At 68.9% G+C, this 25,985-nt stretch carries 17 protein-coding genes and 1 pseudogene; 5 read left to right on the top strand and 13 right to left on the bottom strand.

Annotation, left to right across the window (positions count from 1 at the left end; genetic code table 11):
• The first annotated feature begins 142 nt into the window (after window positions 1-142).
• Window positions 143-1,954 (top strand): autotransporter assembly complex protein TamA, encoded by a 1,812-nt coding sequence (locus tag H3H37_RS10530; RefSeq protein ID WP_229218770.1) that lies wholly within the window; start codon window positions 143-145, stop codon window positions 1,952-1,954.
• Window positions 1,954-6,588 carry a translocation/assembly module TamB domain-containing protein gene (locus tag H3H37_RS10525; protein WP_182162102.1) on the top strand — a complete coding sequence of 1,545 codons (4,635 nt, stop codon included), beginning with the start codon at window positions 1,954-1,956 and terminating at the stop codon, window positions 6,586-6,588. Before H3H37_RS10530 ends, H3H37_RS10525 begins: the two co-directional genes overlap by 1 nt.
• A gap of 16 nt (window positions 6,589-6,604) precedes the next feature.
• Here H3H37_RS10525 and H3H37_RS10520 read toward each other — a convergent pair whose 3' ends face one another.
• Window positions 6,605-6,787, bottom strand: coding sequence for a hypothetical protein (locus H3H37_RS10520; protein ID WP_182162100.1), 183 nt, complete (start codon window positions 6,785-6,787; stop codon window positions 6,605-6,607).
• 170 nt (window positions 6,788-6,957) lie between these two features.
• Window positions 6,958-9,405 carry a prolyl oligopeptidase family serine peptidase gene (locus tag H3H37_RS10515; protein WP_182162098.1) on the bottom strand — a complete coding sequence of 816 codons (2,448 nt, stop codon included), beginning with the start codon at window positions 9,403-9,405 and terminating at the stop codon, window positions 6,958-6,960.
• 133 nt (window positions 9,406-9,538) lie between these two features.
• Between H3H37_RS10515 and H3H37_RS10510 the strand changes: the two genes are divergently transcribed.
• Window positions 9,539-10,072, top strand: a complete 534-nt coding sequence (locus H3H37_RS10510; protein WP_182162096.1) for a CcdC protein domain-containing protein — start codon at window positions 9,539-9,541, stop codon at window positions 10,070-10,072.
• A 159-nt stretch (window positions 10,073-10,231) separates the two neighbouring features.
• Window positions 10,232-10,867, top strand: coding sequence for a hypothetical protein (locus tag H3H37_RS10505; RefSeq protein WP_182162094.1), 636 nt, complete (start codon window positions 10,232-10,234; stop codon window positions 10,865-10,867).
• Window positions 10,868-10,948: 81 nt separating this feature from the next.
• Here the strand turns inward: H3H37_RS10505 and H3H37_RS10500 are convergent, their stop codons facing one another.
• The 5 genes and pseudogenes from H3H37_RS10500 to H3H37_RS10480 form a co-directional block, all read right to left on the bottom strand.
• Window positions 10,949-13,777, bottom strand: a complete 2,829-nt coding sequence (locus H3H37_RS10500; RefSeq protein WP_182162092.1) for an ATP-binding protein — start codon at window positions 13,775-13,777, stop codon at window positions 10,949-10,951.
• Between the two features lie 219 nt (window positions 13,778-13,996).
• A pseudogene (locus H3H37_RS10495) lies at window positions 13,997-14,683 on the bottom strand (hypothetical protein); the annotation flags it as partial.
• Window positions 14,676-16,052: a hypothetical protein gene (locus tag H3H37_RS10490; protein ID WP_229218765.1), complete on the bottom strand. Its 1,377-nt coding sequence runs from the start codon at window positions 16,050-16,052 to the stop codon at window positions 14,676-14,678. The pseudogene H3H37_RS10495 and the gene H3H37_RS10490, both read right to left, overlap by 8 nt.
• A 98-nt stretch (window positions 16,053-16,150) precedes the next feature.
• A complete protein-coding gene (locus tag H3H37_RS10485; protein ID WP_229218764.1) occupies window positions 16,151-16,978 on the bottom strand; it encodes a DUF3108 domain-containing protein in 828 nt (275 codons plus the stop codon).
• A 2-nt stretch (window positions 16,979-16,980) separates the two neighbouring features.
• Window positions 16,981-18,177, bottom strand: coding sequence for a DUF3108 domain-containing protein (locus H3H37_RS10480; RefSeq protein ID WP_182162088.1), 1,197 nt, complete (start codon window positions 18,175-18,177; stop codon window positions 16,981-16,983).
• Window positions 18,178-18,332: 155 nt separating this feature from the next.
• Between H3H37_RS10480 and H3H37_RS10475 the strand changes: the two genes are divergently transcribed.
• Window positions 18,333-19,148, top strand: a complete 816-nt coding sequence (locus H3H37_RS10475) for a PhaM family polyhydroxyalkanoate granule multifunctional regulatory protein (protein WP_182162086.1) — start codon at window positions 18,333-18,335, stop codon at window positions 19,146-19,148.
• Window positions 19,149-19,190: 42 nt separating this feature from the next.
• Here H3H37_RS10475 and H3H37_RS25790 read toward each other — a convergent pair whose 3' ends face one another.
• The 6 genes from H3H37_RS25790 to H3H37_RS10445 all read right to left on the bottom strand — a co-directional run bounded on the left by H3H37_RS25790 (window position 19,191) and on the right by H3H37_RS10445 (window position 25,952).
• The gene (locus H3H37_RS25790) at window positions 19,191-19,547 is read right to left on the bottom strand and encodes a hypothetical protein (protein ID WP_229218763.1); all 357 of its coding nucleotides are present in this window, start codon (window positions 19,545-19,547) and stop codon (window positions 19,191-19,193) included.
• Complete coding sequence (locus H3H37_RS10465) at window positions 19,547-21,241, bottom strand: response regulator (protein ID WP_182162084.1); 1,695 nt, start codon at window positions 21,239-21,241, stop codon at window positions 19,547-19,549. Before H3H37_RS10465 ends, H3H37_RS25790 begins: the two co-directional genes overlap by 1 nt.
• 14 nt (window positions 21,242-21,255) lie before the next feature.
• The gene (locus H3H37_RS10460) at window positions 21,256-21,999 is read right to left on the bottom strand and encodes a sensor histidine kinase (RefSeq protein WP_182162167.1); all 744 of its coding nucleotides are present in this window, start codon (window positions 21,997-21,999) and stop codon (window positions 21,256-21,258) included.
• A 154-nt stretch (window positions 22,000-22,153) separates the two neighbouring features.
• Window positions 22,154-23,863, bottom strand: coding sequence for an FAD-dependent 5-carboxymethylaminomethyl-2-thiouridine(34) oxidoreductase MnmC1 (gene mnmC1, locus H3H37_RS10455; RefSeq protein WP_182162082.1), 1,710 nt, complete (start codon window positions 23,861-23,863; stop codon window positions 22,154-22,156).
• Window positions 23,860-24,423 (bottom strand): DNA-3-methyladenine glycosylase I, encoded by a 564-nt coding sequence (locus H3H37_RS10450; RefSeq protein ID WP_182162080.1) that lies wholly within the window; start codon window positions 24,421-24,423, stop codon window positions 23,860-23,862. Before H3H37_RS10450 ends, mnmC1 begins: the two co-directional genes overlap by 4 nt.
• Window positions 24,424-24,506: 83 nt before the next feature.
• The gene (locus H3H37_RS10445; protein WP_182162078.1) at window positions 24,507-25,952 is read right to left on the bottom strand and encodes a phytoene desaturase family protein; all 1,446 of its coding nucleotides are present in this window, start codon (window positions 25,950-25,952) and stop codon (window positions 24,507-24,509) included.
• Window positions 25,953-25,985 lie beyond the last annotated feature (33 nt).

The raw sequence follows: 25,985 nt of genomic DNA, 5'->3' as shown, positions 1-25,985 counted from the left end.
AACATGCGCATAGCGCACATCCCGATGGAGTCCCATGTTTCCGGCACCACCCGCCCGCACCGAGGCAGGATCACGAATTTTGGCACAACTGGCCGTAAAAGTATCGCTGCTGGGGGTGGCCCTGGCGGCCTGCGTCCCGGCCATGGCCGATGGGCTGCGCTACCGCGTGCGCATCGACGCGCCGCGCCCGCTCGACGCGCTGCTGGAACAGAACCTGGACCTCGAACGATTCCGCGGCAACGCGCGCATCGACCGCGAGCAATTGCAGCGCATGGTGCGCGTGGCGCCGGCCCAGATCCGCACGCTGGTGGCCACGGGCGGCTACTACTCGCCCGAAGTGAGCGTGCGGCTGGACGAGGCCGGGCAGGAACCGCTGGTGCTGATCAGCGTGCAGCCGGGCGAGCCGGTGCGCGTGGGCGACGTGGAACTGACGCTGCAAGGCTTCGAGCCGCCGCCGGGCCAGCCGGCCGACCGCCGCTACGACCGCGACGCGCTGCTGGCCAGCTGGGGCCTGCCGCACGGCGCCATCTTCCGCCAGGCCGACTGGGAACAGGCCAAGCGCGCCCTGCTGCGCCAGGTGGTGCAGACCCGCTACCCGCGCGCCCAGCTGACCGACAGCCAGGCCACCGTCGATCCCGACACCCACCTGGCGCTGCTGCGCGTGGTGCTCGACAGCGGCCCGGAACTGCATTTCGGCGAACTGCGCATCGAGGGCCTGAAGCGCTACCCGCCCTCCATCATCGCGAACCTGAACCAGATCAAGCCCGGCGACGACTACAGCGAAGCGGCGCTGCAGGCGTTCCAGGGCCGCCTGCAGGACACCGGCTACTTCGCCACCGTGGAAGTGAGCGCCGACATGAGCGCCGTGATCGGCGAGCAGCTCGAAGCGGGCGAGGCGGCCCAGGCCAAGCTCCATGGACAGTCTACGGCGGCGGCAACGGCGCCGGCGCCAGGTACGACGCAGGCGGAGGCGGCGGCCGAGTCGGCTGCGTCCATGCCGGCGCTGCCGCTGCTGGTGCGGGTGACGGAGAACAAGCGCAAGAACGCCAGCGCCGGTCTCGGTTACAGCACCAACACCGGCAACCGGGCCTCGCTCACGTATGACGACCTGTCCATCTTCGGCCTGCGCATGAAAAGCGCGCTGACGCTGGAAACGAAGAAGCAGAGCGCGCACAGCGACTTCTACTACCCGGTCACGGCGCAAGGCTACCGCGACAGCGTCGGCGCCTCGTTCGAACGCAGCGACATCTCGGGCGAGATCACCAGCGTGGCCGCCATCTCGGGCAAGCGGGCCTGGGGCACGCCGCTGCTCGAACGCAGCCTGACGCTGGAGTTCCTCAGCGAGACCAAGACCATCGCCAACGTCGAGACGGGCAGCAGCAAGAGCCTGCCGCTGACCTACGGCTCCACCTGGCGCCACCTGGACAGCCTGCTGTTCCCCACCAAGGGTTACGTGATCAACGCCCAGCTGGGCGGCGCGCTGCTGCCCATCCTCACCGACCAGGCCTTCGTGCGCGGCTACGCGCGCGCCGTGCTGTACCACCCGCTGGGCCCGCACAACAACGTGATCGTACGGGCCGAGGGCGGCGCGCTGGCTTCGCGCGAAAAACAGGGCGTGCCTGCCGTCTACCTGTTCCGCGCCGGCGGCGACCAGTCCGTGCGCGGCTACGCCTACCAGCAGCTCGGCATCCAGGAAGGCACGGCCATCACGGGCGGGCGCTACCTGGGCACGGGCAGCGTCGAACTCCAGCACTGGTTCAAGCCGACATGGGGCGCCGCCGTGTTCTACGACGCCGGCAACGCGGTCGACACGCTCAAGGATTTCCATCCGAAATCCGGCTACGGCGTGGGCGGACGGTGGAAAAGCCCGGTCGGCCCCATCAACGTCGATCTCGCGTATGGCCACGCGGTGCGAAAATACCGGCTGCACTTCTCACTGGGATTCACGTTCTGATGTCCGACGCCGACCACACGCCCGCCACCACCGGCGGCACGCCGCCCTCCCCGCCGACGCCGCCGCGCCGGCGCCGCTGGCTGCGCCGCACCCTGATCGGTGCGGGCGCGGTGGCCGTGGTGCTGGGCGGCGCCGTCTGGCTGCTGGGCCGCGAAAGCACCTTGCAGCAGCTGATGCGCCGCATCGCCGCCGCCAGTGGTGGCCAGATCGAAGTGCAGGGCGTGAGCGGCTCGCTGTACCACCGCATGCACATCGCGCGGCTGGTGCACCGCAGCCCCGGCACCGTGATCACGGTGGACGGCATCGACATCACCTGGTCGCCGCTGCAGTTCTTCTCCGAGGGCGTGGCCATCAGCGCGCTGCAGGCAAACGCGTTGACCGTCACCAGCACCGGCCCGTCCACGCCGCCCGTGCTGCCCGCCTCGCTGGCCGCACCGTTCCGGCTGCACATCGCCGACGCGCGCCTGGGCCAGTTCACCCTGCTCGACCATGGCAGCCGCACGCAGCTGCGCCAGATCCGCTTCCGCCTCACCGGCGACGGCACCGGCTGGCAACTGGAGAACGGCGACGCCCTGACCGACATCGGCCGCCTGCAGGCGCAACTGGCCGTGGGCGCCCAGCGCCCGTTCGCCGTCAACGCCAAGGCCAGCCTGACACAGACTGAAGGCGCGCCGCCCCACCCCGCCCAGCTGCGCCTGCAGGCGCACGGCGACCTGTCGCTGCTGCGGCTGGACGCCGACGGCGCGGCCGGCACGGCCAGCGGCACGGCCACGCTGGCACTGGCGCCGTTCGATCCCGTGATCCTGCATGCGCTGGAATTGAAGGCCAGCGGCGTCGACCCCTCCGGCTACCGCGCCGCCTGGCCGCGCGCGCGGCTGGCCGTGCAGCTGGCGGCCCGCGTCGACGGCAAGCAGGCGCTGTCGGGCCAACTGTCGCTGCGCAATGAAGGCCAGCCCGGCCCGCTGGACCAGCAACGGCTGCCGCTGCAAGGGGCCACGGCGAAGCTGGGCGGCACGCTGACGGCGGCCACCATCGACGCCATCGCCATCGACCTGGGCGCGGCCGGCCGCTTCACGGGCGCGGCCACGATCAAGGCGGCGCGCGGCGGTCCCCAGGCCGGCGTGGACCAGGCCAGACTCGCGCTGCGCGCCGAGCACCTCAACCTGCAGCACGTGGTCGGCAGCCTGCACGCCACCCAGATCGGCGGTGACGTGACCGTGGACAGCGACAGCAAGCAGCAGACGCTGCGCGCCGCGCTGGGCCAGGACGGCCTGCGGCTGGACCTGCAGGCCACGCTGGCCAACGACCTGCTGCAACTGCGGCAGGCCCGCCTGCAACTGCGCAAAGGCAGCGTGAGCGCCAGCGGCCAGGCCAGCCTGCGCGACGCGCAAGCGTTCAAGGCCGCCGTCAGCGCCGAGCACTTCGACCCATCCGCCTTCGGCAACTATCCGGTGGCCGACCTCAACGCCGACCTCAACGCCAGCGGCCACCTGTCGCCCGCATGGCAAATGGCGGCCGACTTTACGCTCAAGCCGGGCAAGCTGCTGGGCCAGCCCCTGTCCGGCGCCGGCAAACTGACGGCCGACACCCAGCGCATCAGCGGCGTCGAAGCGCGGCTCGCACTGGGCCAGAACACGGCCGAAATGCACGGCGGCCTGGGCACGCCGGACCAGCAGCTGGACTGGAAGATCGACGCGCGCGACCTGAACACGGCCGGCGGCAAGCTGCTGGGCGCCCTGGCCGCGAACGGCACGGCGCGCGGCACGCTGGCCGCGCCGCGCACCAGCTTCGACGCGACACTGCGTGGCCTGGGCCTGGCGGCCGCCCGCCATCCCACGCCCGACAGCGTGCTGCACGCCAGCGGCGAGGTGTGGCTGGCCGGCGCGGCCGGCACGGCGCGCCAGCTCGAAATGAAAGCATCGGGCAGCGCCCAGCGCATCAACCCGGCCGCATTCGGCGCCTATCCGACCGGCGTCGTCAACGCCGAATTCAACGGCGACGCGGCGCTGGGTGCCGACTGGCGCGCCGCCCTCAACGCCAAGCTGCAACCATCGACGCTGTCGGGCAGCGCGCTGTCCGGTTACGCCAAATTGGCCGCCGACCTGCGCCACATCGGCAACGCCGACATCAACCTGCAACTGGGCCCCAACAGCCTGCAGGCGCAAGGCGCGTTCGGCGGCGCGCGCGACCGGTTGGACTGGAAGATCGACGCGCCCCAACTCGCCAGCGCCGGCCCCCCATTCGGCGGCACACTGCACGCGGCGGGCACGCTGGCGGGCAGCGCCGAACGGCCGTCGCTGACGCTGACCGTGGATGGCGCCAACCTGCGCGCGCCCGGCCAGCAGCAAATCAAATCGCTGCGGGGCAGCGCCAGCCTGGGCGCGCCCCCGGACGCTGGCGAAGGCGCCGGATCCGGTGCCAGTGGCGGTGCCGGTGCCGGCGCAGTTTCGGGCACAGTGGCGCGCACAGGCATTGGCTCTGGCTCTGGCGCGGGCGCGGGTACTGGCGCGGGCACGGCGCGCGCCAACGTAGCCGGCAAGACGGAGAACCCTGTCACGCGCATGCTGGCCGGCGTGCGCGCACTGGCCGGCGCGCGCGCGACCGATAGCGGCGACGATCCCGTGGTGGCCGACATCGCCATCACCGGCTACGACTCGCCCGCGTTGACGCTGGACCGCGCCCGCCTGCAGGCCAGCGGCACGCGCGCGGCCCACGTGCTGCAACTGAGTGGCGGCAACCGCGACTTCGACGCGGCCGTGCGCCTCAAGGGCGGCTGGCGCGGCGACGCCTGGACCGGCGCCATCGACACGCTGCAAAACAGGGGCCGCTACGCGCTCACGCTGGAAGCCCCAGCGCCGTTGCGGCTGGCCGCCCCGGCCGGCAGCGGCGTGGCTGGCCTGCTACATCCCGAGCAGATCGTGCTCGGCGCGACAACGGTGGCGCTGCCGGCCGGTTCCATCCACATCGACAACCTGGAGAAGAACGGCCCACAGTGGCGCAGCAAGGGCCAGGCGGCCGGCGTGCCCGTCAACTACCTGGCCCAGTTGTCCGACGCCTGGCGCGACAACATCCGCAGCGACATGACGATGGGCGCGGCTTGGTCGCTGGCCGTGCAGGCCGCGCCGCCCGGCGGCGCACCCGCCGTGGACGGCATGCTGCACCTGTACCGCGAACAGGGCGACCTGACCGTGACTGGCGCCGACGTGCCGCTGCCGCTGGGCCTCAAACAACTGGACGCGCGGGTGGACGCGGCCAACGGCGCGCTGCGCCTGCAACTGGCGCTCGACGGCAGCCGCGCCGGCCAGGCCCGACTCGACGCCAGCGCCCAGCTGGTCGACGGCAAGCTGGCCGATGCCAGCGCGCTGAGTGTGAACGGCACCGCCAACATGGGATCGCTGGCCTGGCTGGCGCCACTGGCGGGCCAACCGGGACTGGAACTGGACGGCACGCTCAGGCTGGCCATGTCCGGCGCCGGCACCTGGGGCGCGCCGCAGCTGAACGGCGACATCAGCGGCGACAAGCTGGTGCTGAACTGGGCCGAGCAAGGCATCCGCCTGCGCAACGGCCAGTTGCAGGCGCGCCTGACGGGCGACCAGCTACTGCTGCAAAAGCTGACGTTCGACGGCGCCGAAGGCCACGCCCAGGCCGAAGGCGCGATCCGCTTCGCCAACGCGGAAGCGAGCATGCAGCTCAAGCTGACGGCCGACCAGCTCGAAGTGCTGGCGCGGCCCGACCGCACGCTCGTCATCAGCGGCCAGAGCACGCTGGTGCGCGACAGCAAACGCTTCCAGCTCGACGGCAAGTTCCGCGCCGACCGCGCCAACATCGAACTGGCCAGCCAGGACACTCCGACCATGAGCAGCGACGTGGTGATCCTCGGGCGCGGCGCGGCGCCCCCCAAGGACAGCAAATCGCTGCCGCTCAACGTGGATGTGGAGGCCGACCTGGGCGACGCCTTCACGCTCAAGGGCAAGGGGCTGGACGCGCAACTAGCCGGCGCCGTGCGCATCCGCGTGGCCGACCGCCGGCCGCCGCGCGTGACGGGCAGCATCCGCGTCGCCAGCGGCACCTACGCGGCCTACGGCCAGAAGCTGGCGATCGAAAAAGGCGTGATCAACTTCACGGGCGCCTACGACAATCCGGGCCTGAACATCCTGGCCGTGCGCAAGCGTCCGGAAGGCGAAGCGCTCAACGAGAACAATGTGGAAGCGGGGGTGGAAGTACGCGGCACGGCGCTGGCGCCGGTGGCCAAGCTGGTGTCCACGCCGGCCGTCTCCGACAGCGACAAACTGGCCTGGCTGGTGCTCGGCCACGGCATCGACAGCACGGCCGGCAACGACATGGCGCTGCTCAGCACCGCGGCCGGCGCCCTGTTCGGCGGCGGCCAGGGCCGGCTGGCCAACACGCTGGGCGTGGACGAGCTGGGCGTGAGCCAGGCCAAGGGACTGGAAACGACGGTGGTCACGGTCGGCAAGCGGCTCTCGTCGCGCGCCTACCTGAGCTTCGAGCAGGGCGCCAGTTCCGCCACCAGCCTGGTCAAGCTGCGCTACAAGCTCAACCCGCGCATCACGCTGCAATTCCAGACCGGCACCAACAACGCGCTGGACGTGCTCTACACCTGGGCTTTCGACTAAACAAACCGGGGTCAGGTCATACCATTTGGCAACGCGGCATCGCGGCGCCCGCGCATGCCGGCAGTGCGGCCGGATTGTGGTCGGGCACCGGATCGTCCTGCGGCACCGGGTGGGGCTGGTGCGGTGGCGGCTCCGGCACGGGGTCGTCGACCGGGGCCGGGTCTGGCGCGCGGTGGGCGTGGATGGCGGCACTGTGCATGATTTCCCTCCAGGGTGGCTGGCGATGTGCTTCCATTTTACGCCGCCGCAGCCTGCGCTCCGCCCAATCTGCACATCATTTGATCCGGCTGCCGCTGCCGGCCCATCCAGGCCGGCGCCGGCTGCTGCCAGCCAACGCTGACTGCTCCCCGCGCTCCGCGCTCCCGCGCCTCACTCGGCGTGCTTGACGTACTTGTCCAGCCAGCGGTGCGTCTCGTACAGCATGTGCAGGATCGATTCGCGCGCCCGGTAGGCGTGCGCCTCGTTGGGCAGCATCACCAGCCGCGCCGTGCCGCCCAGGCCCTTGATGGCCTGGAACATGCGCTCGCTCTGCATGGGGAAGGTGCCGGGATTGCTATCCTGCTCACCATGGATCAGCAGCATGGCGTCCTTGATCTTGTCCGCGTGGTTGAACGGCGACATGGCCTGGTACACATGGGCCGCCTGCCAGAACGGCCGCTCCTCGGACTGGAAGCCGAACGGCGTGAGCGTGCGGTTGTAGGCGCCGCTGCGGGCGATGCCGGCCCGGAACAGCCGCGTATGCGCCAGCAGGTTGCCCGTCATGAAGGCGCCGTAGGAATGGCCGCCGACGGCGATACGGCGCCGGTCGGCCACACCGCGCCGCACCACCTCGTCCACGGCCGCCTCGGCGTCGGCCACCAGCTGGGCCAGGTAGCTGTCGTTCGGTTCCGCGTCGCCGCTGCCGATGATGGGGAAAGACGGATTGTCCAGCACCGCGTAGCCGACGGCCAGGAAGGCGGTCGGGCCCCAGTAGCTGACGGCGTTGAAGTGGTACGGTGAACCCGTGGTCTGGCTGGCCGCGCTGGCCGATTTGAATTCGTGCGGGTAGGCCCACATCAGCATCGGCAGCGGGCCGTCGCGCGCCGCGTCGTAACCGGGCGGCAGCATCAAGGTGGCCGTCAGCTCCACGCCGTCGTTGCGGCGGTAACGGATCTGCTCCTTCTGCACGTCCTTCAGTTCGGGCGTGGGATGGGGGAAGCTGGTCAGCGCGCGCAGTTGCGCCTCGGGCGGCAGGCGCAGGTCGCGCACGTAGTAGTTGGGGCGCTCGGTGGGCGATTCGCGCGTCGTCAGCAGCAGCGTGCCCTCCTCGTTCAGCACGGCCGCCACGTTCTCGTAATACGGGGCGGCGCTCTGGAACAGCCGCTCCTTCCTGCGCGTGGTGAGACTGAGGCGGTCGATGAAGGGCCGGTCGCCTTCCGGCGTGGCGCCGGCGCCGTCCAGCAGTATCGTCGTATCGGGCCCGATCACGAGGCGCGGGAAGCCGCTGGCGTCGGCCCGCGTGACGGGCGCGCCGGGGCTGCTGTAGCGGTCCTCGTAGGAACCTTCGTAGATCAGTTCCGGCGCCAGCGTGGGATGGTCGGGCGCGATCATCCACTGGCGCACGGCGCGGGTCTTGTGCCAGCGCTCGTTGAGCAGGGCCACGTCGCCACGGCCCCAGGCGATGCCGCCGTAGCGCATGGCCAGCCGCGCCAGCACCTGCGGCGCGCCATGGAACGGGGCCGCGTGCAGGTACAGCACGTCGCGGTGCTCGACGTGGCGCGCGGGGTCGCCGCCATCCTGGGCCTCGGCCCACACCAGCGAGGCCGGCGCGTCGGCGCGCCAGGACACGTGGCGCACCCCGGCCGACACCGCGTCGTGCCCCGGCGGCAGGCCCTCCTCCAGTGGCAGCATGGCCACCGGATGCAGCAATTTGGCGTTCATGTCGCGCACTTCGATCCGCTCGCCGAAACCGGACACCGGCACCAGGTAGGAGTACGGCCGCATGATGCAGTGGGTGAGCAGGTACTGGCCGCCCGGCGCCACCGACACGCGCGAATACAGGTCCGGTTCGCCCAGCAGCCGCAATGTACCCTGCAAATCCGTGTGGGCCAGTTGCACGGTGACGTAGTGTTCGAACAGGCGCGCATCGTCCTCGCTGCGCAGCAGGTCCTGGTAGGTGCGCAGCTGACGCACGGCGCCTTCGGCATCGCTGTCGAGCTGCACGGGGCCGGACGGCACGGGATCGATGACGGGCGGCTTGCCCATGCCGGCCGGCCGCAGTTGCAGCAGCAGGCCGCTGCTGTCGGGCAGCCACGAGAAACCCCGGCTCAACACGGCCGACAGGGGCTGGCTCACCAGCCGGCGCGCGCGGCGGGCGGCGATGTCGATCAGCCACAGCTGCACTTCGCCGCGTTCGCCCTTGTAGGCCACATGGCTGAAGGCCAGGTGGCGCTGGTCCGGCGCCCAGCTCAGGTCCGACACGCGCAGCGCGCGCGGCAAGCCACGGATGCGGCTTTCCTTGCCGCTGGCGATATCGAGCAGGGTCAGGTCGGCGCCGTAGGCGTAGCGGCTGGCGGCACAGGTGCGCGGGTTGATGCGCAACCCGGCCAGCTTGAGTTCGGGCTGCGACACTTCCTCGATACCGGGCAGCGGCGGCGTCTGCACCATGGCGACCAGGTCGCGGTGCGGGCTCAGGCTCAGGCCCGGCGCGCGCGGCGCGTCCACGATGGCTTGCAGCGCGGGCGCGGGCAACTGGTAGCGGCCATCCTGCGGCCCGCTGTTGGGCGAGGCGGCCATCAGGCCGATGCCGGGCGGCAAGGGAGGAATCAGTGTACTCATGTGGGTGGCGGTCCCTGTCTGTGCGGCGGTCGCCCCATATTGCTGATAGCTCCACCGAAAGTCAATGTGGCGCCGTTCTGGCTTACAATCGCGGGGCGCGGCGCCTGGCCGCGCTTGTCCCTGGAATACCGAAATGGAAATTACGACGATCATCCTGCTGCTGCTGGTGCCCCTGCTGGTGTGGCGCATCTACTCCCGCCTCAAGGCGGCCATGGGCCGCAGCCAGTCCATCCTGTGGCGCCACTACGCCGTGGTGCTGCTGCTGGCGGCGCTGGTGGGCGGGCTGGCCGCCAAGGTGCTCGACAGCCCGCTGGCGCTGGGCGCGCTGGCGCTGGGCCTGGCCGGCGGTATCGCGCTGGGTTTCCGCAACATGCGTTTGAGCCGGCTGGAGAACACGCCCGAAGGCTTTTTCTACACCCCCAACCTGCGCCTGGGCGTGCTGGTGTCCATGCTGTTCATCGCGCGCCTGCTGTACCGCGGCTTCGAACTGTACCTGCAGATGCACAACGGCACCCCGCTGCCACCCGAGGAATTCCACCGCAACCCGCTGACGGTGCTGCCGTTCTGCCTGCTGGCCGGCTTCTTCGGCAGCTACCATTTGTTGCTGGCGCGCTGGCAGCGCGGCCAGCAGCCCGTGCCGCGCGGCCCGCTGGACCGCCTGCTGTAAAGCGCAAACCGGCGCCGCGATCGGGGCCCGTTTTGCGCCAACTTGGCGCTGGCGGGACTATCATTGGTACTGAAAAGCGGACATTTGGTGGTATGCTTCATATATCCGTGAGGCAACTTTATTTTCTGAAAAGAAATCCATGCAAATTAACGCCAGTCGATGAAGACGTCCATTTACGACAAGACCGCCAAAGGGCGCGAGGAGATCGCCACCCGGCGCTACCAGTTGGCGCCGCGCCTGCGCACGCTGCTGGTGATGGTCGACGGCCACCGGCCCGAGGATGAGCTGCTGCGCAATGTGGCCGGCCTGGGCCTGACGGCCGACGCCATGCAGGAACTGCTGGCGCAGCAATTCATCGTGCTGTCGACCAGTTACAGCACCATCGACGCACCGCTGGTGGAGGAGGCAGAGATGATGGCCGCCCCAGCGACCATGGCCGCCGCCGCGCCAGCACCGGCGCTGGCAGCCGCGCCACCGATGCCAGCATCAGCGCCAGCCATGCCGCCACCGGCCCCGGCTCCCGCTGCTCCCGCTGCCCCCGCGCGCACCAAGGCCGAGCAATTCCAGGCGCTGTACGATTTCTACAACAAGACCATCAAGAGCACGATTGGCCTGCGCGGCTTCACCTTGCAGCTGAAGGTGGAAAAAGCGGCCTGCGTGGAAGACTTCCGCGACCTGCGGCGCCCGTATCTGGAAGCGGTATTGAAAGCCAAGGGCAGCGAACTGGCGCAACGCCTGGGCGAACAGCTCGATCAATTGCTGGGTGAGCGCAGCGACGACGACCTGGTGCGCTAAACAACGTCGGAAAAAAACGGCCCCCAATTTTCGCCATGCGAAGATTGGGGGCCGTTTTTTTGGGTTCCGACAGGGGATGGATCAAGCCGCCTTGGTGGCCTCGCTGGGGCGGCGCTGCAGCACGAAGATGGGCTGGGCCCACAACGTATCCTTCTTCTTTTTGCTCGTGATGAGCGTCAGTTCCGAAGGATCGTAGACGTCCGTGTTGTGCGTGAGCGGGGTCGTCATCAAATACTGCGCCTCGGTGTTCTTGAGGAACTCGCCCACCAGCTGGATGTTGCGGATGTCCAGGTGGGCGAACGGTTCGTCGATGAACACGAAACCGCCCGAGCCATCCTCGGACTTCAACAAACCAATCAGCAGCACCAGGGATTTCATCACCTGCTGGCCGCCCGACGCTTCGCCGTCGTTCATGCCGATCGGACCCTTCCCGTCGAACTTGAAGCGCACGTGCAGGCCGGCCTGGGCCAACTGCGTGTCGTCGTTCTCCAGCCGCACCGGATCGGCGTGCACCTCGATGCCGGCCAGCTCACCCAGCTCCTTGATGTTTTTGCTGTAGGTTTTGATCGTGTAGCGCAACCGCTCGATGTAGGCGCCGCGCGCGTTGGCCGTGGCCTCGATGGCGCGGTTGTTCTGGTAGCGGCGCTCCTCGGTCTCCGTCTGGCGGCCGTGCAGCTGCTCGTTCAGGCGCTGGTACTGGTCGATCACGGTGGCGTCCAGCTCCCAGTCGTTGCGGGCCAGGCTAGCCTCCAGGCTATGGATGCGCAGCGCGACCTGGTGCGAGTTCTGGTGCTCTGCCACCAGCCGCGCGCGGCGCGCGGGACGGCGCCAGCTCTTGGGCAGGTGGCGCCACGCGCGCCGCAGCGCCAGCAGCGCGCGCGCATGGTCGCCGCGCTGTTCGAGCTGGCGCTTGTTATTCAGGCGCAGACCGGCTTCCGCCTCGGACAGGGCGAAGCGCGCGTTCTGCCATACGGTGTCGGTGCGGGTGCGCTGCACGGTGGCGTCCTTGATCAGCGCCTGCAGCTCGCCCAGGCGCGTGCCCACTTCCAGCCGCTCCTCACGCAGCGGCACGGCGTTGCGGGCCGCCTCGTCGAACTCGGCCTGGCGCGCGGCCAGTTCCTTGGCCGCGTCCACGCCCGCGATGCGGGCCTTGAGCGCGCCCACTTCCGAGGCCAGCTTGCTGATGGCCAGCGTCAGCGCGTCCTCCTGCGCCTCGAGCCCCGGCAGCGATCGCTGGATCGCTTCCATACGCTGGGTGCGGCCGGCCGAGCCGAAGCGGTAGCGCGACGCCTCCACGAACAGCGAGCGGCCGCCGCGGCGTTCGCGGTGATAGGCCTCGGGCGTGATCCATTCCTCGTCCTTGCCCAGCTTGAAACCTTCGTCCACCGTGTCCACGCGGGCGATGCGCGACAGCTGGTCCACCAGCCAGGCCGGCACCGGCGCCGAGAACTTCACCACCGACAGCAGGCTGTCGTCCTTGACGCCGGGCGCCGTGACCAGCTCCGGCACGATGAAGTGGCGATAGCGCTCCTTCTCGGCCAGCCGGTAGGCGGCCGGCGCGTCCTTGGCTTTGTCGAGCAGCACCACGGAGGCATAACCGCCCAGCACACCCTCGACGGCGCCTTGCCAGCGCGCGTCCGTCACTTCCACGATGTCGGACAGCATGGCGTGGCCGATGCCGGCGTCGTTCAACGCACGGCGCATGCCGCGCACGGCTTCCGGTTCCGGCATGGCCGTCTTGCCCTGCAAGGCGGCGATGGTGGCCAGTTCGCCGGCGATGCGGGCCGACAGCGCCTCGCGCGCTTGCTTCTGGCGCGCCAGTTCCGCTTCCTTTTCCTCTAGCTGCTGCGCCACTTCCGCGATGTCGTTGCCGGAATCGGCGGCCAGCTTTTGCAGGCGGGCCTTCTGTTCCAGCAGGCTGTCGAGCGGTTTCAGTTTGCCGTTGATCTGGCCCAGGCGGCTTTGCAGCGCCGTCGATTCCTGCTCCAGCACCGTTTCATGCTGCTGCGCTTCCGTCAGCGCCTTCGCTTGCGCGGCCAGCGCGTTGCGCTTGTCCGTCAACTGCTGGTCGGCCTGTGCCAGCGGCTTGCGCGCGTCGCGCAACTGGCGGCTCACGTTGGCGTGCTTCTCGCGCGCCTCGTGGTATTCCAGCGTGGGCAGCACTTCTTCCTGCAGGTTGCGGCGTTCCTTGTTCAGGTCTTCCCACTGGTGGTAGTTGGCCACGCGCAGGCGCAAGCCTTCCAGGTTGGTCTTCGACGCTTCCAGTTCCGACTCGAAGCGCTTCAGTTCCTGTTCCGTGTCGCGCTGGTGGCGCTTGGCTTCGTCGTAGGCATCCAGCACCTCCTTGTCGCCGAACACCTGGAACACCAGGTCCAGCAGCTGGCGCGGCGCGTATTCGCACAGCTTGTCCGTCTCGCCCTGCTCCAGCGCCAGCACCTTGGCCATGGCCGGCGACAGGCCGGCGTTGGCCAGGCGCTTACGGTAGTTCTCCACGCCCAGCCAGTCGTTCGCTTCCGTGATCTCCTCGATCTGCACGTTCCCGGGGCGCATCAGGTACTGGCGCTTCCAGTCGCCGCCGTTCTTCTGGATCTGGCAGAACAGCGTCACCTCGTCGTCGCTGAAGAAGCCGGAGCTGCGGAACGGGCGGTTCGACAACTGGCGGCCCACGGCCTGGTTGTCGACCACGGCGCGCAGCCAGGCAGTCTGCTGGCCCGAGTGGCGCGCATAGTGCTTGTAGGTGCGGCCCATCGAGCAATCGAGGCCGAACAGGGTGCGCAGCGCGTCGAGCAGCGTGGTCTTGCCGGAGCCGTTCTGGCCGGCGATGGTGATGATCTTGGCGTCGAGCGGGATGTTCTTGATGCGCTGCCAGTAGTCCCAGTGCACCAGTTCGAGTGATTTGATGTGAAACATGGATTAATCCCTGGCTGGAGTGTCGTCGGACGGGGTGGGGTCAGCGCCGTTGGCATCGTCGGCCTCGTCCTCCACGGCGTGCATCTCGATGGCCGCGCCGGCCGGCAGCGGCGCCGGCGCGACGACGGCCGGGCCTTCGTAGGCGGGCACCTCGAACGGCAGCGGCTCAGCATCATCGTCGTCAGCATCGGCATCGTTGGCCACGGCCACCGGCGCGCCGGCGGTCGGCTCGTCGTCCGCGGCCAGCGGCGGCGTGGCGCGCGGCACGGGAATGATCTGCGCCGGGGCGCGCTTGAACACGTCGGCCAGCGCGCCGTTGATGATGCGTTCCTTGAGCAGGTCGGTGTCCATCAACAGGTCCAGCAACGGGCCTTCCACGATCACGTCGCCGCGCCGTTCGATGAAGCCCAGCTTGGCCAGGATGCCGAGGTTCATGTCCAGGCGGGTCTTCTTGCCCAGCTTGTCGCCGAAGTCGGCCAGCAGCGCCTTGTAGGCGATACCGATCGAAGTGTCCTCGGCGCGCGGCAAGGGCTTCTCCACGCCGAACATGTCGTTCTGGTCGTCCTCGGCGTGCTGGTGGGTTTCCTGGCGTTCGCGCTTGGGCAGGATGATCTGCGCCCACAGCACCACCAGCAGGGCCACGCCGTCGCGCGACAGGCCGAAATTATTGTTCTGCCAGACGTCGCGCGCGCCGAAGATCTTCGGCTCGATAGCGCGCGTCAGGGCCAGCGTGACGTGGTCGGCGTACACGTTGTCGAGCAGTTTGAGGCCGGTGGCCAGCAGGCGCGCGTCCACTTCGGCGCGGAACTGCTCGTCCGACAGCACGCGCTTGACCAGCTTGTCGTCGCGGCGCAGGGTCTGGTGCGTCAGCAGGCGCGCGATCAGGATTTGTGCGTCGTCATTCATCAGTCTTGTCGCCTTGCGGATCGAGGGAGAGGGAAAGCGTGGCCAGCGACATGGCCGCCACGTGCAGGTCGGGCAGTTCGATCATCTCGTCGGACGGGGTGAAGGTCACGGGCAGGCGGGCCAGTTCGGCCGTGGCGCCCTGCAGGCTGGCCTCGGAGGCGTCGCCCAAGAGCGGCAGCAGCGAGGCGCGGTAGGACGCCACGGCGAAGGTGGCCGGCAGCAGCGAATCCTGGATTGGGATCGATTTCGGGGCCTCCTCCGCGATGCTGGGGAAATTGCCCAGCGCGGCGAAGTCGGACAGGCGCGCAAGCCAGTCGTCCAGTTCTTTTTGCATTGCGGGTGTGTCGTTGATGGTGGTGGGTGCATCCTGGCCGGCCGGCAGGCCGCCCGGCGCCACGCCGGACACGCGGTCCGACAGCAGCTCGGTCTCGGCCACGTCGATCATTTCGGCCGGCGTGATAAACAGCGGCACGACCGGCTGGTCAATGGCGCCGTCGGCCAGCGAGGCCAGGTCTTCATGTTGCAACAGCCAGCGCTTGATGTCGGTGGTCGACAGGCCGGACTGGCCCAGGTGCACGCGCTGGCGTTCGATCTGGTTCAGGGCGCGCGAGAACATGCCCTGCATGTTGAGCAGCGCGCTCTGGGCCCGGCCGATGGCCTGGGCTGCCTTGTGGGTGGCGCTGTCCGCGTTCTCGTCGGCCGTGATGGCGCGCAGGATCTCGGAGCCCTTCTCTACCCAGTCGCAGGCCATGTGCCACTTGGCCTGCGAGGCGCGCAGGCGGAATTCGGAACCGGAGGCGATGGCGTCGGCGAATTCCTCGGTCAGCTCGACCAGGCGGCCCAGCAGGTGCTGCAGCTGTTCGACGGTGACGCCGCCCACGGCCTGGGCGCCGGCCACCTGCGACAGCAGGAAGCCCATCTCGGCCTCGTCCTCGTTCTGGCCCAGCGCCAGCAGGCCGTCGATGGCCGACAGCACGTTGCGGGCCATGGGCGTGACGCGGTACACGGCTTGCTGCGCGTCCCAGGCCAAAAGCTGGTTCGAGCGCAGGCGCATCAGCACCGTTTCCAGGCTCTCGGGCAGCAGATAGGCCAGCCGGGTGTTGATGTCGGCGCGCGAGAACGCCGACGTGGCCGTGTCGGACGCCAGTTCGCGCAGCACCAGCAGGCGCACCAGCACGCCGTCGAAGCCGCCGTGGAACAGGGCCGTGAACACCTGCAGCAGCGGTTGCGCGCGCTTCAGGTGGTAGACCTGCTCGATCTCGTCAGCCGATACGTTGGGCTGGAAATGGGCTTGCAGCGTGTCCTGGTGCTCGGTGCCGGTGAGCGGTGCTTCCGCAGCCGCAGCTGCATTTGCCAAAATTTCTATCATTCTGTGCCATTCTCGATGATGATTAAGATGACAACAGAATCGGCCCTCGCGGGCCCGTCATCTTCATCGCGGGGGCGTCAGTATATCAGGCACGGCGGCTATTTCCTGCTGATCTTGTCCAGCGTCTGGTCGACGAAGTCGCCGTCCGCGTCGGCGAAGCGGATGCGCACCGGATACCACTCCAGCGACGGCGCCAGCCACAGGTCCACCTGCTGGCCCTGGGCGTCCGGCGGCGGCGCCTTGACCAGGTGCAGCGCGTTGACGTCGCCCTGGCCCGTGTGCACGGTCTCGTGGTCGACCACCTTGAACACCCACGGCTCGGCGTCGTGCGAGCCGGCCACGAAATAGGCCCACTCCGTGCCCGGCTTGAAGCGCTCCGGGTTGGCCCTGGCCTGGGCCAGCAACTGCCACGGGGCGCTGGTGCGGTCCTGCTCACCGCCCTTGAGCGGGTAGCTGTCGTCGCCCTCGGTGAACACGATGGTCTTGCTGTCGCGCTTGAAGGTGGTGGTGCTGGGGTCCTTGCGGAAGCGCTTCTGGTAGAACGTGACGGGCGCCAGGCCGTAGCCGTCCACCAGCCCTTCGCTGCGATTCTCCAGGATCTTGCCGAAGATGACGGCGTGGCTTTCCGTGCTGATGCTGTACTTGCCCTCGCCCGTTTGCCACGCCACCACGGCGTCGCCCGAGATGGGCAGGCTGCGCTGGCGGGCCGAGATCGTGTAGCGCAGCTGGGCCGACGGCGGCAGGTTGTAGGCGCGGCGCACGCTGGGGTGCTCGCTGGCTGTGGCGGCGGCAGCCGCATTGGCAGTGGCGCCAGTGGCGGTGGCGGCGCCGGCCGGCTGGCCGCGCTGGGCCGCCAGCACCGGCATCGGCGCCGCCAGCACGGCGGCCGCCAGCAGCAGCGCGGCCGTGGTGTTCATAGTTGTCATGGTCATTTTCCCGAATTTGTCATGGTTATTCTGGAGACGGTCTGCGTGGTCAGCGCGCCGCTCGCTTCCGTATTGCGGATCTGAACCGGATACCAGTACTGCGATGGCGCCAGCCACACGTCCAGCCGCGATGAATAGGTGCCCGGCTTGGGCGGGCGGGTCAGGTGCCAGGTCTGCAGCTTGCCCAGCCCCGTCTCCAGCTCCTCCTCGCCCACCAGCTGGAAACGGAAGATGTTCGCTTCCTTGTCCTCGCCCACCAGGATGTCGATGTCGGTGCCAAACTGGTTGGGATCGGCCCGGCCGATGGCGCCCAGCTGGAACGGCACCGTGGCCTTGTCCTGCGCGCCCACCAGCAGCGGGTAGCTGCGTTCGGACGCGGAAAACGTGATCGTGCCTTCGTCGCGGTTGAAGTGGGTGGCCGTCTGCGAACGGCCGCTGCGCTTCTCCGTCGCCGTGACGGGGGCGATGCCGAAATCGTCGATGGTGCCGGTGCTGGTCAGCACCAGCAGGTTGAGGCGGGTGATCAGCATGCTGATGCCGGCTTCCACCGACAAGGTGTAGCTGCCGCCGTCAGTATGCCACTTCATGGCCGCCTCGCCCGTCCATTTGGTGCCGTTGGCGTCCACCCGGCGCACGTCGAGCAGGAAATCGGCCGATGGCGGCAGGTTGACCTTGTAGCGGCGCATGCCCTGGCCCGGCGCCTGCACGGGCGGGGCCGGCGGCGCGTCGCTGGTCTGGGCCGTGGGCGCCGGGGCCGCGCCCGGCGTGGGCTGGTCGGCGCCCGCCTGCGGCTGGGCGGCCGCCGGCCCGTTATCGGCACCGGGTTGTGCTTGCGCAGCGGAGGCGGCGCTGTTGTCGGCCGCGCCGCTGTCGGCCACGGGCGGCGCCGGTTCGGGCGCGGGTTCTGGCGCCGGTTCCGGTGGCGGCGGTGGCGGCGCTGGCTTGCGCGCAGGTTTGCGCGCCGGCTTGGGCGGGGGGGCGCTCATCGGTTGCAGCTCCGGCAGCGGCGCCGCCTCATGGTGCTGCGGCAGGGCCAGGTGCAATTGGGCCGTGACCAGCGACGGCGGCGGCCGGCGGCGCGCTTCGCGCTGGCCCAGCTGGGTGCCGACCCAGTCTATCGTCAGGTAATGCAGTGCCACGGTGGCGGCGCCCAGCAGCAACCAGCGGCGGCGTGGGCGGAGGAAGGTGGCGATCGTCATGGCGCTAGTTTAACGTGTCTGCCCCCTGCTCCGCTGACAGCACCGGCGCCGCCATGCGCCGGCGCATCAATCGCGCACGCGAATGTTGTCAAAACCTTTTGAACGCCCCTGCGATATCTGCTACGCTAAACGCTCACTCACAGGAGAAACCAGCCATGTCTAACCCTCAAATGCCCAACATCCCAGGTGCTGCAGTCATGACGGACACCCTCGATTTCGTCAAGAACCTGTGGGGCAGTATGAGCGTGCCGGGGCTGACGGCGCCCACCCTGTCCGTGGATGAACTGGACAAGAAAATCAATGACCTGAAGGCCGTGGAAACGTGGCTGAACCTGAACATGAGCATGCTGCGCGGCAGTATCCAGGCGCTGGAAGTGCAGCGCGGGACCATCGCCACGCTCAAATCGGTGGGCGCCAGCATGGCGGCTGCCGTCAACCAGGGCGGCGGCGACGCCAAGTCGCTGCTCGACACGGTGCCCTACGCATCCGTGTTCTTCCAGCAAGCCCAGGCCGCCGCGCCGGCCAAGGCGCCCGTGAAGGAAACCCCGCCGGCGCCAGCGGCGGCCGCGCCAGCCGCGCCGGCAGCCAGCACAGGATCGGCCAATACGACTGCAGCCAGCAGCGGCGCCGCCAAGCCGGCCGCCAGCCCGAACGCCGACGCGGCTGCGCAAATGGCCAATCCGGCCGTCTGGTGGAATCTGCTGCAGGATCAGTTCAAACAGGCCGTCTCCAGCACGCTGGGACCGGAATCGATGACCAGTGCGGCCGGCAAGATGGCTGCTGCGGCCACGGCGGCCGCCACCTCGGTGGCGAAATCGGCGGCCAATGCCGCCACGGCAGCCACCGCCGCCGCCAAGCCCAAGGCAGCAGAAGCCGACAAGTCCACTGCGGCCAAGGCCCCGGTCAAAGCGGCCGCCAAGCCGCGCGCGGCCAAGGCCAAGCCGGCCGTCAAACCATCTTCGGCGGAATAAGGCGGCGCTCAGCGGCGCCGCGCGGGCGGCGCGCGGCCGCTATCAGGACAGGCGCAGGATGCGGATGGCTTCGATCAGGCCATCCGCCTGGCGCTGCACTTTCTCGATATTGATCAAGCCTTCTTCGGCCAGTTGTTTGGCGCTGTCGAGCGCCCCCTGGAAGCTGTCCAATGTGTCGCCCTTGGCGGTCACGGGCCGGATCCAGGCCGTGCCGCCGATTTTCATTTTGTCGTAAACTTCTTTGGCGATATCGCGCATGGGTGTGCCCTTCTCTTGGCTGGTGCTTTTCATAGGGCGCAGACCGGCCGCAAAGGCTACGGACCGCGCCGGATTTTCAGTGTAATCATTTGACCGGTGGGAAACAAGCGCGCACGCGTGGCCACCGTTGCGTCCATCCATCACTCGGAGGAAGTCTGCTCCAGCGCCTCGGCCACCGCGTCCAGCGCCGCCACGGGGGCCGGCGCCAGCAGGGCCAGTTGCTCCATCAACTGGGCGAAACGCTGCTGGCCGGGCGCGATCTTATCGACATGCATCAGCACCCCGATGGCTTCCTCCGACAACTCATGCGAATAGCCCTTCTGCTGCAGGTGGGAGATGATGATCTGGGCCGAATTGAACAGGATGCGCATGTTGTTGGGCAGCGCCAGGCGCGCCTCGCGCATCCACTCGACGGCCTCGTCCAGCTTGCCCGTCTTCCACAGCAGCACGCCCTTGTTCATCATGTCGGCCGCTTCCTTGCGCGAGGACTTGATGAGGGCCTCGCCCTCCTCGCCCATGCGCGCCTTGTCGAACACTTTCTGGATATCGTCGAGCAGCGGTTCGTTGTCGTCGTTGTTGCGGGCCACGTAGCACAGCAGGTCCACCGGCGCCTCCTTCACGCCGACGGCGAACAGCAAAGTCGCCATCTCCATGCAGGTGGGGACGTCGGGGCGCAGCTTTTCCTCCACCAGCATCTGTTCCAGCTCGTCGCCGGACTTGCGGGCGCGCCGGTAATCGCCGCTCTCGTGGTAGACCAGGCCTTCCGTGATCTTGGCCCGCAGGTTCACATGGTCGCCCGAGAACTGCTGCAGCGCCGAGTTCAATAAGCGCAGCGCCTCCTTGGTGTCGTTCTTCTGGCCGTACACGCGGGCCAGGCCGAAATACGCGTCCACCGTCTTGAGGATGGAATACTCGCCGATCTCGATGCACTTGCGGAACGCGCGCTCGGCCAGCGGGATATTGCCCAGCTTGAGCGCGGCCATGCCCAGGCTGCGCTGGCGCGGCACGGAATTGGGCGACAGCTTGGCCGCCTTCTCCAGCACGTCGCAGGCCTCCTCCGTCTTGCCCATGCGCTGGTAGGCTTGCGCCAGCTGGTCGAACGCGTCGATGTAAAAACGGTTTTCCGCGATCACACCCTGGAACATCTGGCGCGCCGCTTCCAGCTCGCCGTTGTTCATGCGGATCTTACCCAGGCCGGTGCGGGCCCAGTTGTATTCGCGTCCTTCCAGCACCTTCTCGTACACGGCGCGCGCCTGTTCCGGCTCGCCGGCCTTGAGCAGCAGCGTGGCCTTCATGCGCAGCAGGTCGATCTCGTGCAGCTTGTTGTGGGCGATCTGCTCGTCGCACAGCCGCGCGGCGCGAAGAAAATCCTTGTCGGCGAAGGCCTGGTCGATCTCGCGAAAGATCTGCTTCTTGTGCCAGACGCGGTTCAGGCGGGTCAGCAACACGCCTTCCGTGATCGGCTTGATGATGTAGGCGTCCGGCTGGTGTTCGGCCGCGCCCATCACGGACTCCACGCTCTTTTCGGCCGACACCATCAGCCACACGCTGCTGGGTAGCATCAGGTGCTTGATGCGGGCCTCCTCCAGCACCTGCTGGCCGTTCTTGCCGTCACCGAGGTTGTAGTCGCACAGCACCACGTCGTAGCGGGTCTTGGCCAGCAACACCATGGCCTCGCCGCCGCTGGCCGCCTGGTCGATATGCTTGGCGCCCAGGTTGCGCAGCGATTCGCGCAGCAGCTGGCGGATGCCGACGAAATCGTCCACCAGCAGATAGCGTTTTTCGGCCCAGTCGACGGCGTCGATGGCGGCGGGATGGAGGGCGGTGCTGGTCATGGTACGTGGGGTTCCTAGGGCAGGCGCAGGACGAAACAGCCGCCGCCCAGCGCGCCGCCGTTGGACAGCGCGATGCTGCCGCTGCGCTGGCGGTGCTTGTGCATGCGCGCCACTTCGCGCGAGAAGTACAGCCCCAGGCCGCTGCTGTTGGTGAGGAAGTTGACGCGGCTTTGCTCCATGGGCGCGGCGCCCGCTGCCAGCATGGCGGGCGGGAAGCCGTCGCCGTTGTCCTCGACCCGCAGTTCCAGCTCGTCGCCATCGACGCGGATGGCCAGGCGCACGCGGTCGCGCGTGTAGCGGATGGCGTTGTTGATGGCGTGCACCAGCACGCCGATCACCAGGTCTTCATCGAAGCTCCAGATCAGTTCAGGCGCGTAGTCGAGTTCCAGCGTGATGCCGCGCGACTTGAGCAGGATACGCGCCTGCGACGCCACTTGTTCGACCAGTTCACCGATCTGCTGCGGCGCCGGGTCGAACGGATAGCCGGGCTTGCCCACTTCCTTGTACAGGGCCAGCAGCTGGATCAGGTTGTCGTTCAGGCGGCGGGTCTGGTACAGCATGTGCGCCATCTGGCTGTAGGGTGTTGGTTCTTCCGTCGCGGCGGGATCGGCGTCCGCAGGCGTGGCGGCGGCGGGCGGCGGCGCGGCCGACAGCAACTGCTCCAGCGTGCCGCTGAGCACACCGATCGAATTTTTCATGTCGTGCACGGTCGAAGCCAGGAACAAAAACAGCTCGGGCGCACCCGCTTGGTCATCCATCATTCAGCTCTCCGGAAGGGGCTACGCGGCGCCCCTGGTGCCCGCATTGTTGGAGTTGAATTATATCCCGCCGACAAGTGCGAAAGGCCCGGAATTGAGTTACAGCAATAGATTAGTTGGCGCGAATGCAACGCCAGCCTGGACGCCGGACGCGCTACTGGCTGCGGCGCCGCTGCTTGAGCAGGAAGCGGCCCGGGTCGATCGCCTCGGCCAGCGTGGCTTCCAGCGGCAGCGGCGTGCCCTCCAGCTGCGACACCAGCACCTCGGCCATCAGCGGCGCCCAGATGATGCCGCGCGACGCGTAGCCGAGCAGGCAGTAGAGGCCCGGATGGCGCGGCACATCGCGCAACTGCTCCAGACGGCCGGCCGATGGATAGTCGGGCAGCGCCCCGGCCAGCGGCAGCCGGTCCGGCGCGGCGCAGCGGAAACCGACCCGGCCCGCCAGCGGCGCATCGTCCACTTGCACGCCGTCGAGGATCTCGGCCAGCCGCGCGAGATTCTCCTGCTGGCACGCCTCGCGCAGCGCGCGATCGTCGTCGGTGCCGTAGGTGGCGCCGGCGCATACCACGCCGTCGGACGGCGGCGTCACATACGCTTCGCGGCACACCACCAGCGACTGCGGCGGCACGCGCGCGGGGTCCAGATGCGTGACCTGGCCGCGCAAGGCCGACAGCGGCAGCTCGGCCGCCTGCGCCAGCCGGGTGGCGCCCGTGCCATTGGCCAGGATCAGTGTCGGTGCCTGCGCCAGCAGCGCGCCATCGGCCGCGCGCACCTGCCATTCGCCGTCGACCCTGGCCAGCGTGAGCGCCTCGGCATGGAACACGCGATGCAGGCGTTCGCCGCAGGCGTCCAGCATGGCCTGGCACAGCGACGACGGACGCGCCCAGCCGCCCTGCCCGAACAGCCAGCCGCCGTGCGGCGTCGCCGAACCGAGCAAAGCGCTGGCGGCCGGCGCATCAAGCCAGCGCACGAATTCCGGCGGATAGTCGCCGCCCTCCACCACCTCGCGCTGCACGCGCGCATGGCCGGCGTCGCGCGCCAGTTGCAGCACGCCGCAACTGGCGCCCCGGAACACCTGGCCCACGCCCCCCATGCGCTGCCATTCGCGCAGCGCGAACAGGTAGGCGGTGCGGGTCAGGCGGGTGGGGATGTTGTCGTCCTTCGACAGCAGCGGCATGAAGATGCCGGCATGGTTGCCCGAGGCTTCCTGGGCCGGGCCATCGTGGCGCTCGATCAGGGTCACGTCCCAGCCGCGCGCGCACAGGCGGTGGCAGGCGGCGGAACCGGCCACGCCGGCGCCGATGACGACGGCGCGCCGCACCGGTGCCGGCGGCGCCGGCGGATGCGCACGGCGGCTGGCGAACTGCGCGTCGATATCAGGAACGGCGTCGGGCACGGCGTCGGGCGCGGCATGGTCCCGCGTCTGCGGCGCGACCTTGCAGGCGAAACCGGCGGCCGCCAGCGCCCATACCAGCGCTTCATCGGGCGCCTGCGCGTGCAGCGTGGCGCCTGGCGTGGCCAGGGCGGCCAGCGCGCGGGCCAGCGTGCGCTCGGGCGGCTGCTCGCCAACAGCGGCGGGCAGGTGGAATACGTGCACCCGCGCCGCGATCTGCGGCAGCATGGCCGGCACCGTGCCCACCATCAGGTCCAGCGTGACGCGGCCGCCATCGAGCAGGATGCGGTGCACGCCCGGCAGCGGCAGCGGCCACAGGGCGCGCAACTGCGGATCGCTGATGTCCGATGCCTGCGGCGGACGGGGGGCGATGGCGAGGTAATGCAGTTCGCCCACGCTGGCGGCCCACGTCCGCATGAAGTGGCTGCCGTCGCCGAAATCCGTCGCGAGGACGACCAGACGCGCGCTCATGACCGATGCGCCGCGTGGCGGAAGCAGGCCGGGTCGTGGTCGTCCACCATGCCGATGCCCTGCATGTAGGCGTAGATGATGGTGGAACCAACGAACTTGAAGCCGCGCTTGGCGAGGTCTTTGGAGATGCGGTCGGACAAGGCCGTCTTGCTGGGACGCGGCTGTTCGGCGTTGACGAGAGGCTGGCCATCCACATAGTCCCACAGCAGACGGTCGAGCGAGCCGCCCTCCGCGCGCAGGCGCAGGTAGGCGCGCGCGTTGCTGATGGCGGCCGCCACCTTCAGGCGGTTGCGCACGATGCCGGGATCGGCCAGCAACTGCGCCACCTTGGCGTCGTCGTAGGCGGCGATCTTTTCCGCGTCCCAGTTGTCGAACGCGGCGCGGTAGGTGTCGCGCTTGTTGAGGATGGTCTCCCAGCTCAGCCCCGCCTGCGCCCCTTCCAGATTCAGCATCTCGAACAGGCGCAGCTCGTCGTGGCAAGGCACGCCCCATTCGTGGTCATGGTAATCGAGGTAACGGGGATTGGCCGGGTTGGCCCAGCGGCAGCGGGTAACGGTCATGGCAGCAAGTTCTAGCGCTTCAGGCGCGGAAGGCGGACAGTATAAATTAATTGGACCCAGCCGTACCGGCGCCGCGTCATGGCTCACGCGCGCGCCAGCAACTGCTCGGCGGCGAATATCCCCGACAGCAGCGACGTGCTCACCCCGAAGCCCGGATACGAAGTCTGGCCCGCCTGGTACAGGCCGGGAATGGGCGTGGCGTGCGGGTACTGGGCGCGGCTGTCGGCGGCCGGCGACAAGCCGTAGACCGCGCCCTCGTACAGGAACATCTGGTCGCGGAAGTAGCGCGGTGAGCGCACGCGGCGCACGGCCACGTCCAGCGGATGCAGCGCCGCCAGGGCTTGCTGTGCGGCCTGCGCCACCTCCCCGGTGCGCGCATCGGTCCACGCATCGGGCGCCAGCGACTGGTCGATGGATGGATACACTTCGATGATGCTGCCGCCGCCGCGCGCCAGTTCAGGCGCCGTGACGGTGGGCACGGTGTAGGCCAGGCACGCCATGTCGCCGGCATCGAGGAAGCGGTGCTGCTGCTCCATCAGCGGGGTGCGGTAGTTGAAGTGGCTGACGCCGTCGATGCGGTTGCGCAGCCCGAACTGCACCGACACGGCCCGCTGCGACAACGGCGCGCGCTGCGTCTTCCTGCGCATGGCGGCGGGAACGTCGCTCGCCTTCAGCAGCGAGGCGAAGGTGTGCATGCCGCTCACGGTGGAGACGATGGCGTCGTAGGGCACGGTGCCCCTGCCCGCCACGGTCAGCGCGGCGGCGCGGCCATGCGCCACATCGATGGACTGCACGTGCGCGTTGCAGACCAGCTTGCCGCCCAGCGCCAGCAGACGCTGCTCCAGCGCCGCCGGGATGGCGCCCATGCCGGCCACCGGCAAGTAAAACTCGTCGAGCAGCATGGCCATCGTGCCCACCATCTGGAATGCCGGCGTGCGCGCCGGCGCCAGCCCCGTGTACAGGGTGACGTTGGCCAGCGCGGCGCGCAGTTTGGGATCGGCGATGTGCCGCGCCAGCTCCTTGCCCACCGTGCCGGCCAGTTTGGGCAGATGGCGCCAGGTGGCCGCCAGCAGGCGCGGCACGGACAATGGCCGCACGATGATGTCGCCCGTCAGTACATCGTAGAGTTCACGCCAGCGGGCCACCAGTTGCGCCAGCTCGGCCCGTAGCGCGTCGGCCCGGCCATCCAGGCCTGCGCCTTGCGCGTCCAGCGCGCCGCCAACGCCGAAGCGGATGGCGCTGCCGTCGTCGAAGGTGGAAGTCTGCATGCGTTCGATCCGGCGCAGCGGCAGCAGCGCGGCGCGGTCCATGCCCAGCCGCGCGAAGCCCGCGTCGAGGATGGCGGGGATGGCCAGGTACATGGCGCCGTCGTTGAACACGTAGCCATCGGATTCGGTGGTGGTGCAGCAGCCACCGGCGCGCCCGGCGCGCTCGTAGAGGGTGACATCAAGGCCGCGTTGGGCCAGGTGGATGCCGGCGGCCAGACCGGCCACGCCAGCGCCGATCACGGCGACCGTTTTCGTCTTCATGCGCGCTCCCTGGAAAAGCCCGGCCGCGCAAAA

The sequence above is a fragment of the Rugamonas brunnea genome, from assembly GCF_014042345.1.
GTDB classification, from domain to species: domain Bacteria; phylum Pseudomonadota; class Gammaproteobacteria; order Burkholderiales; family Burkholderiaceae_D; genus Rugamonas; species Rugamonas brunnea.
This window is presented reverse-complemented; position numbering and strand designations above follow the sequence as displayed.

Excerpts from the sequence above, each read along its gene's own strand:
- H3H37_RS10475 (WP_182162086.1), top strand. The coding sequence starts at position 18,333 with ATGTCTAACCCTCAAATGCCCAACATCCCAGGTGCTGCAGTCATGACG.
- H3H37_RS10490 (WP_229218765.1), bottom strand. The coding sequence starts at position 16,052 with ATGATAGAAATTTTGGCAAATGCAGCTGCGGCTGCGGAAGCACCGCTC.
- H3H37_RS10485 (WP_229218764.1), bottom strand. The coding sequence starts at position 16,978 with ATGACAACTATGAACACCACGGCCGCGCTGCTGCTGGCGGCCGCCGTG.
- H3H37_RS10500 (WP_182162092.1), bottom strand. The coding sequence starts at position 13,777 with ATGTTTCACATCAAATCACTCGAACTGGTGCACTGGGACTACTGGCAG.
- H3H37_RS10510 (WP_182162096.1), top strand. The coding sequence starts at position 9,539 with ATGGAAATTACGACGATCATCCTGCTGCTGCTGGTGCCCCTGCTGGTG.
- H3H37_RS10460 (WP_182162167.1), bottom strand. The coding sequence starts at position 21,999 with ATGGATGACCAAGCGGGTGCGCCCGAGCTGTTTTTGTTCCTGGCTTCG.
- H3H37_RS10520 (WP_182162100.1), bottom strand. The coding sequence starts at position 6,787 with ATGCACAGTGCCGCCATCCACGCCCACCGCGCGCCAGACCCGGCCCCG.
- H3H37_RS10445 (WP_182162078.1), bottom strand. The coding sequence starts at position 25,952 with ATGAAGACGAAAACGGTCGCCGTGATCGGCGCTGGCGTGGCCGGTCTG.
- H3H37_RS10505 (WP_182162094.1), top strand. The coding sequence starts at position 10,232 with ATGAAGACGTCCATTTACGACAAGACCGCCAAAGGGCGCGAGGAGATC.
- H3H37_RS10480 (WP_182162088.1), bottom strand. The coding sequence starts at position 18,177 with ATGACGATCGCCACCTTCCTCCGCCCACGCCGCCGCTGGTTGCTGCTG.
- H3H37_RS10525 (WP_182162102.1), top strand. The coding sequence starts at position 1,954 with ATGTCCGACGCCGACCACACGCCCGCCACCACCGGCGGCACGCCGCCC.
- H3H37_RS10515 (WP_182162098.1), bottom strand. The coding sequence starts at position 9,405 with ATGAGTACACTGATTCCTCCCTTGCCGCCCGGCATCGGCCTGATGGCC.
- H3H37_RS25790 (WP_229218763.1), bottom strand. The coding sequence starts at position 19,547 with ATGGATGGACGCAACGGTGGCCACGCGTGCGCGCTTGTTTCCCACCGG.
- H3H37_RS10465 (WP_182162084.1), bottom strand. The coding sequence starts at position 21,241 with ATGACCAGCACCGCCCTCCATCCCGCCGCCATCGACGCCGTCGACTGG.
- H3H37_RS10530 (WP_229218770.1), top strand. The coding sequence starts at position 143 with ATGGCCGATGGGCTGCGCTACCGCGTGCGCATCGACGCGCCGCGCCCG.
- H3H37_RS10450 (WP_182162080.1), bottom strand. The coding sequence starts at position 24,423 with ATGACCGTTACCCGCTGCCGCTGGGCCAACCCGGCCAATCCCCGTTAC.
- mnmC1 (WP_182162082.1), bottom strand. The coding sequence starts at position 23,863 with ATGAGCGCGCGTCTGGTCGTCCTCGCGACGGATTTCGGCGACGGCAGC.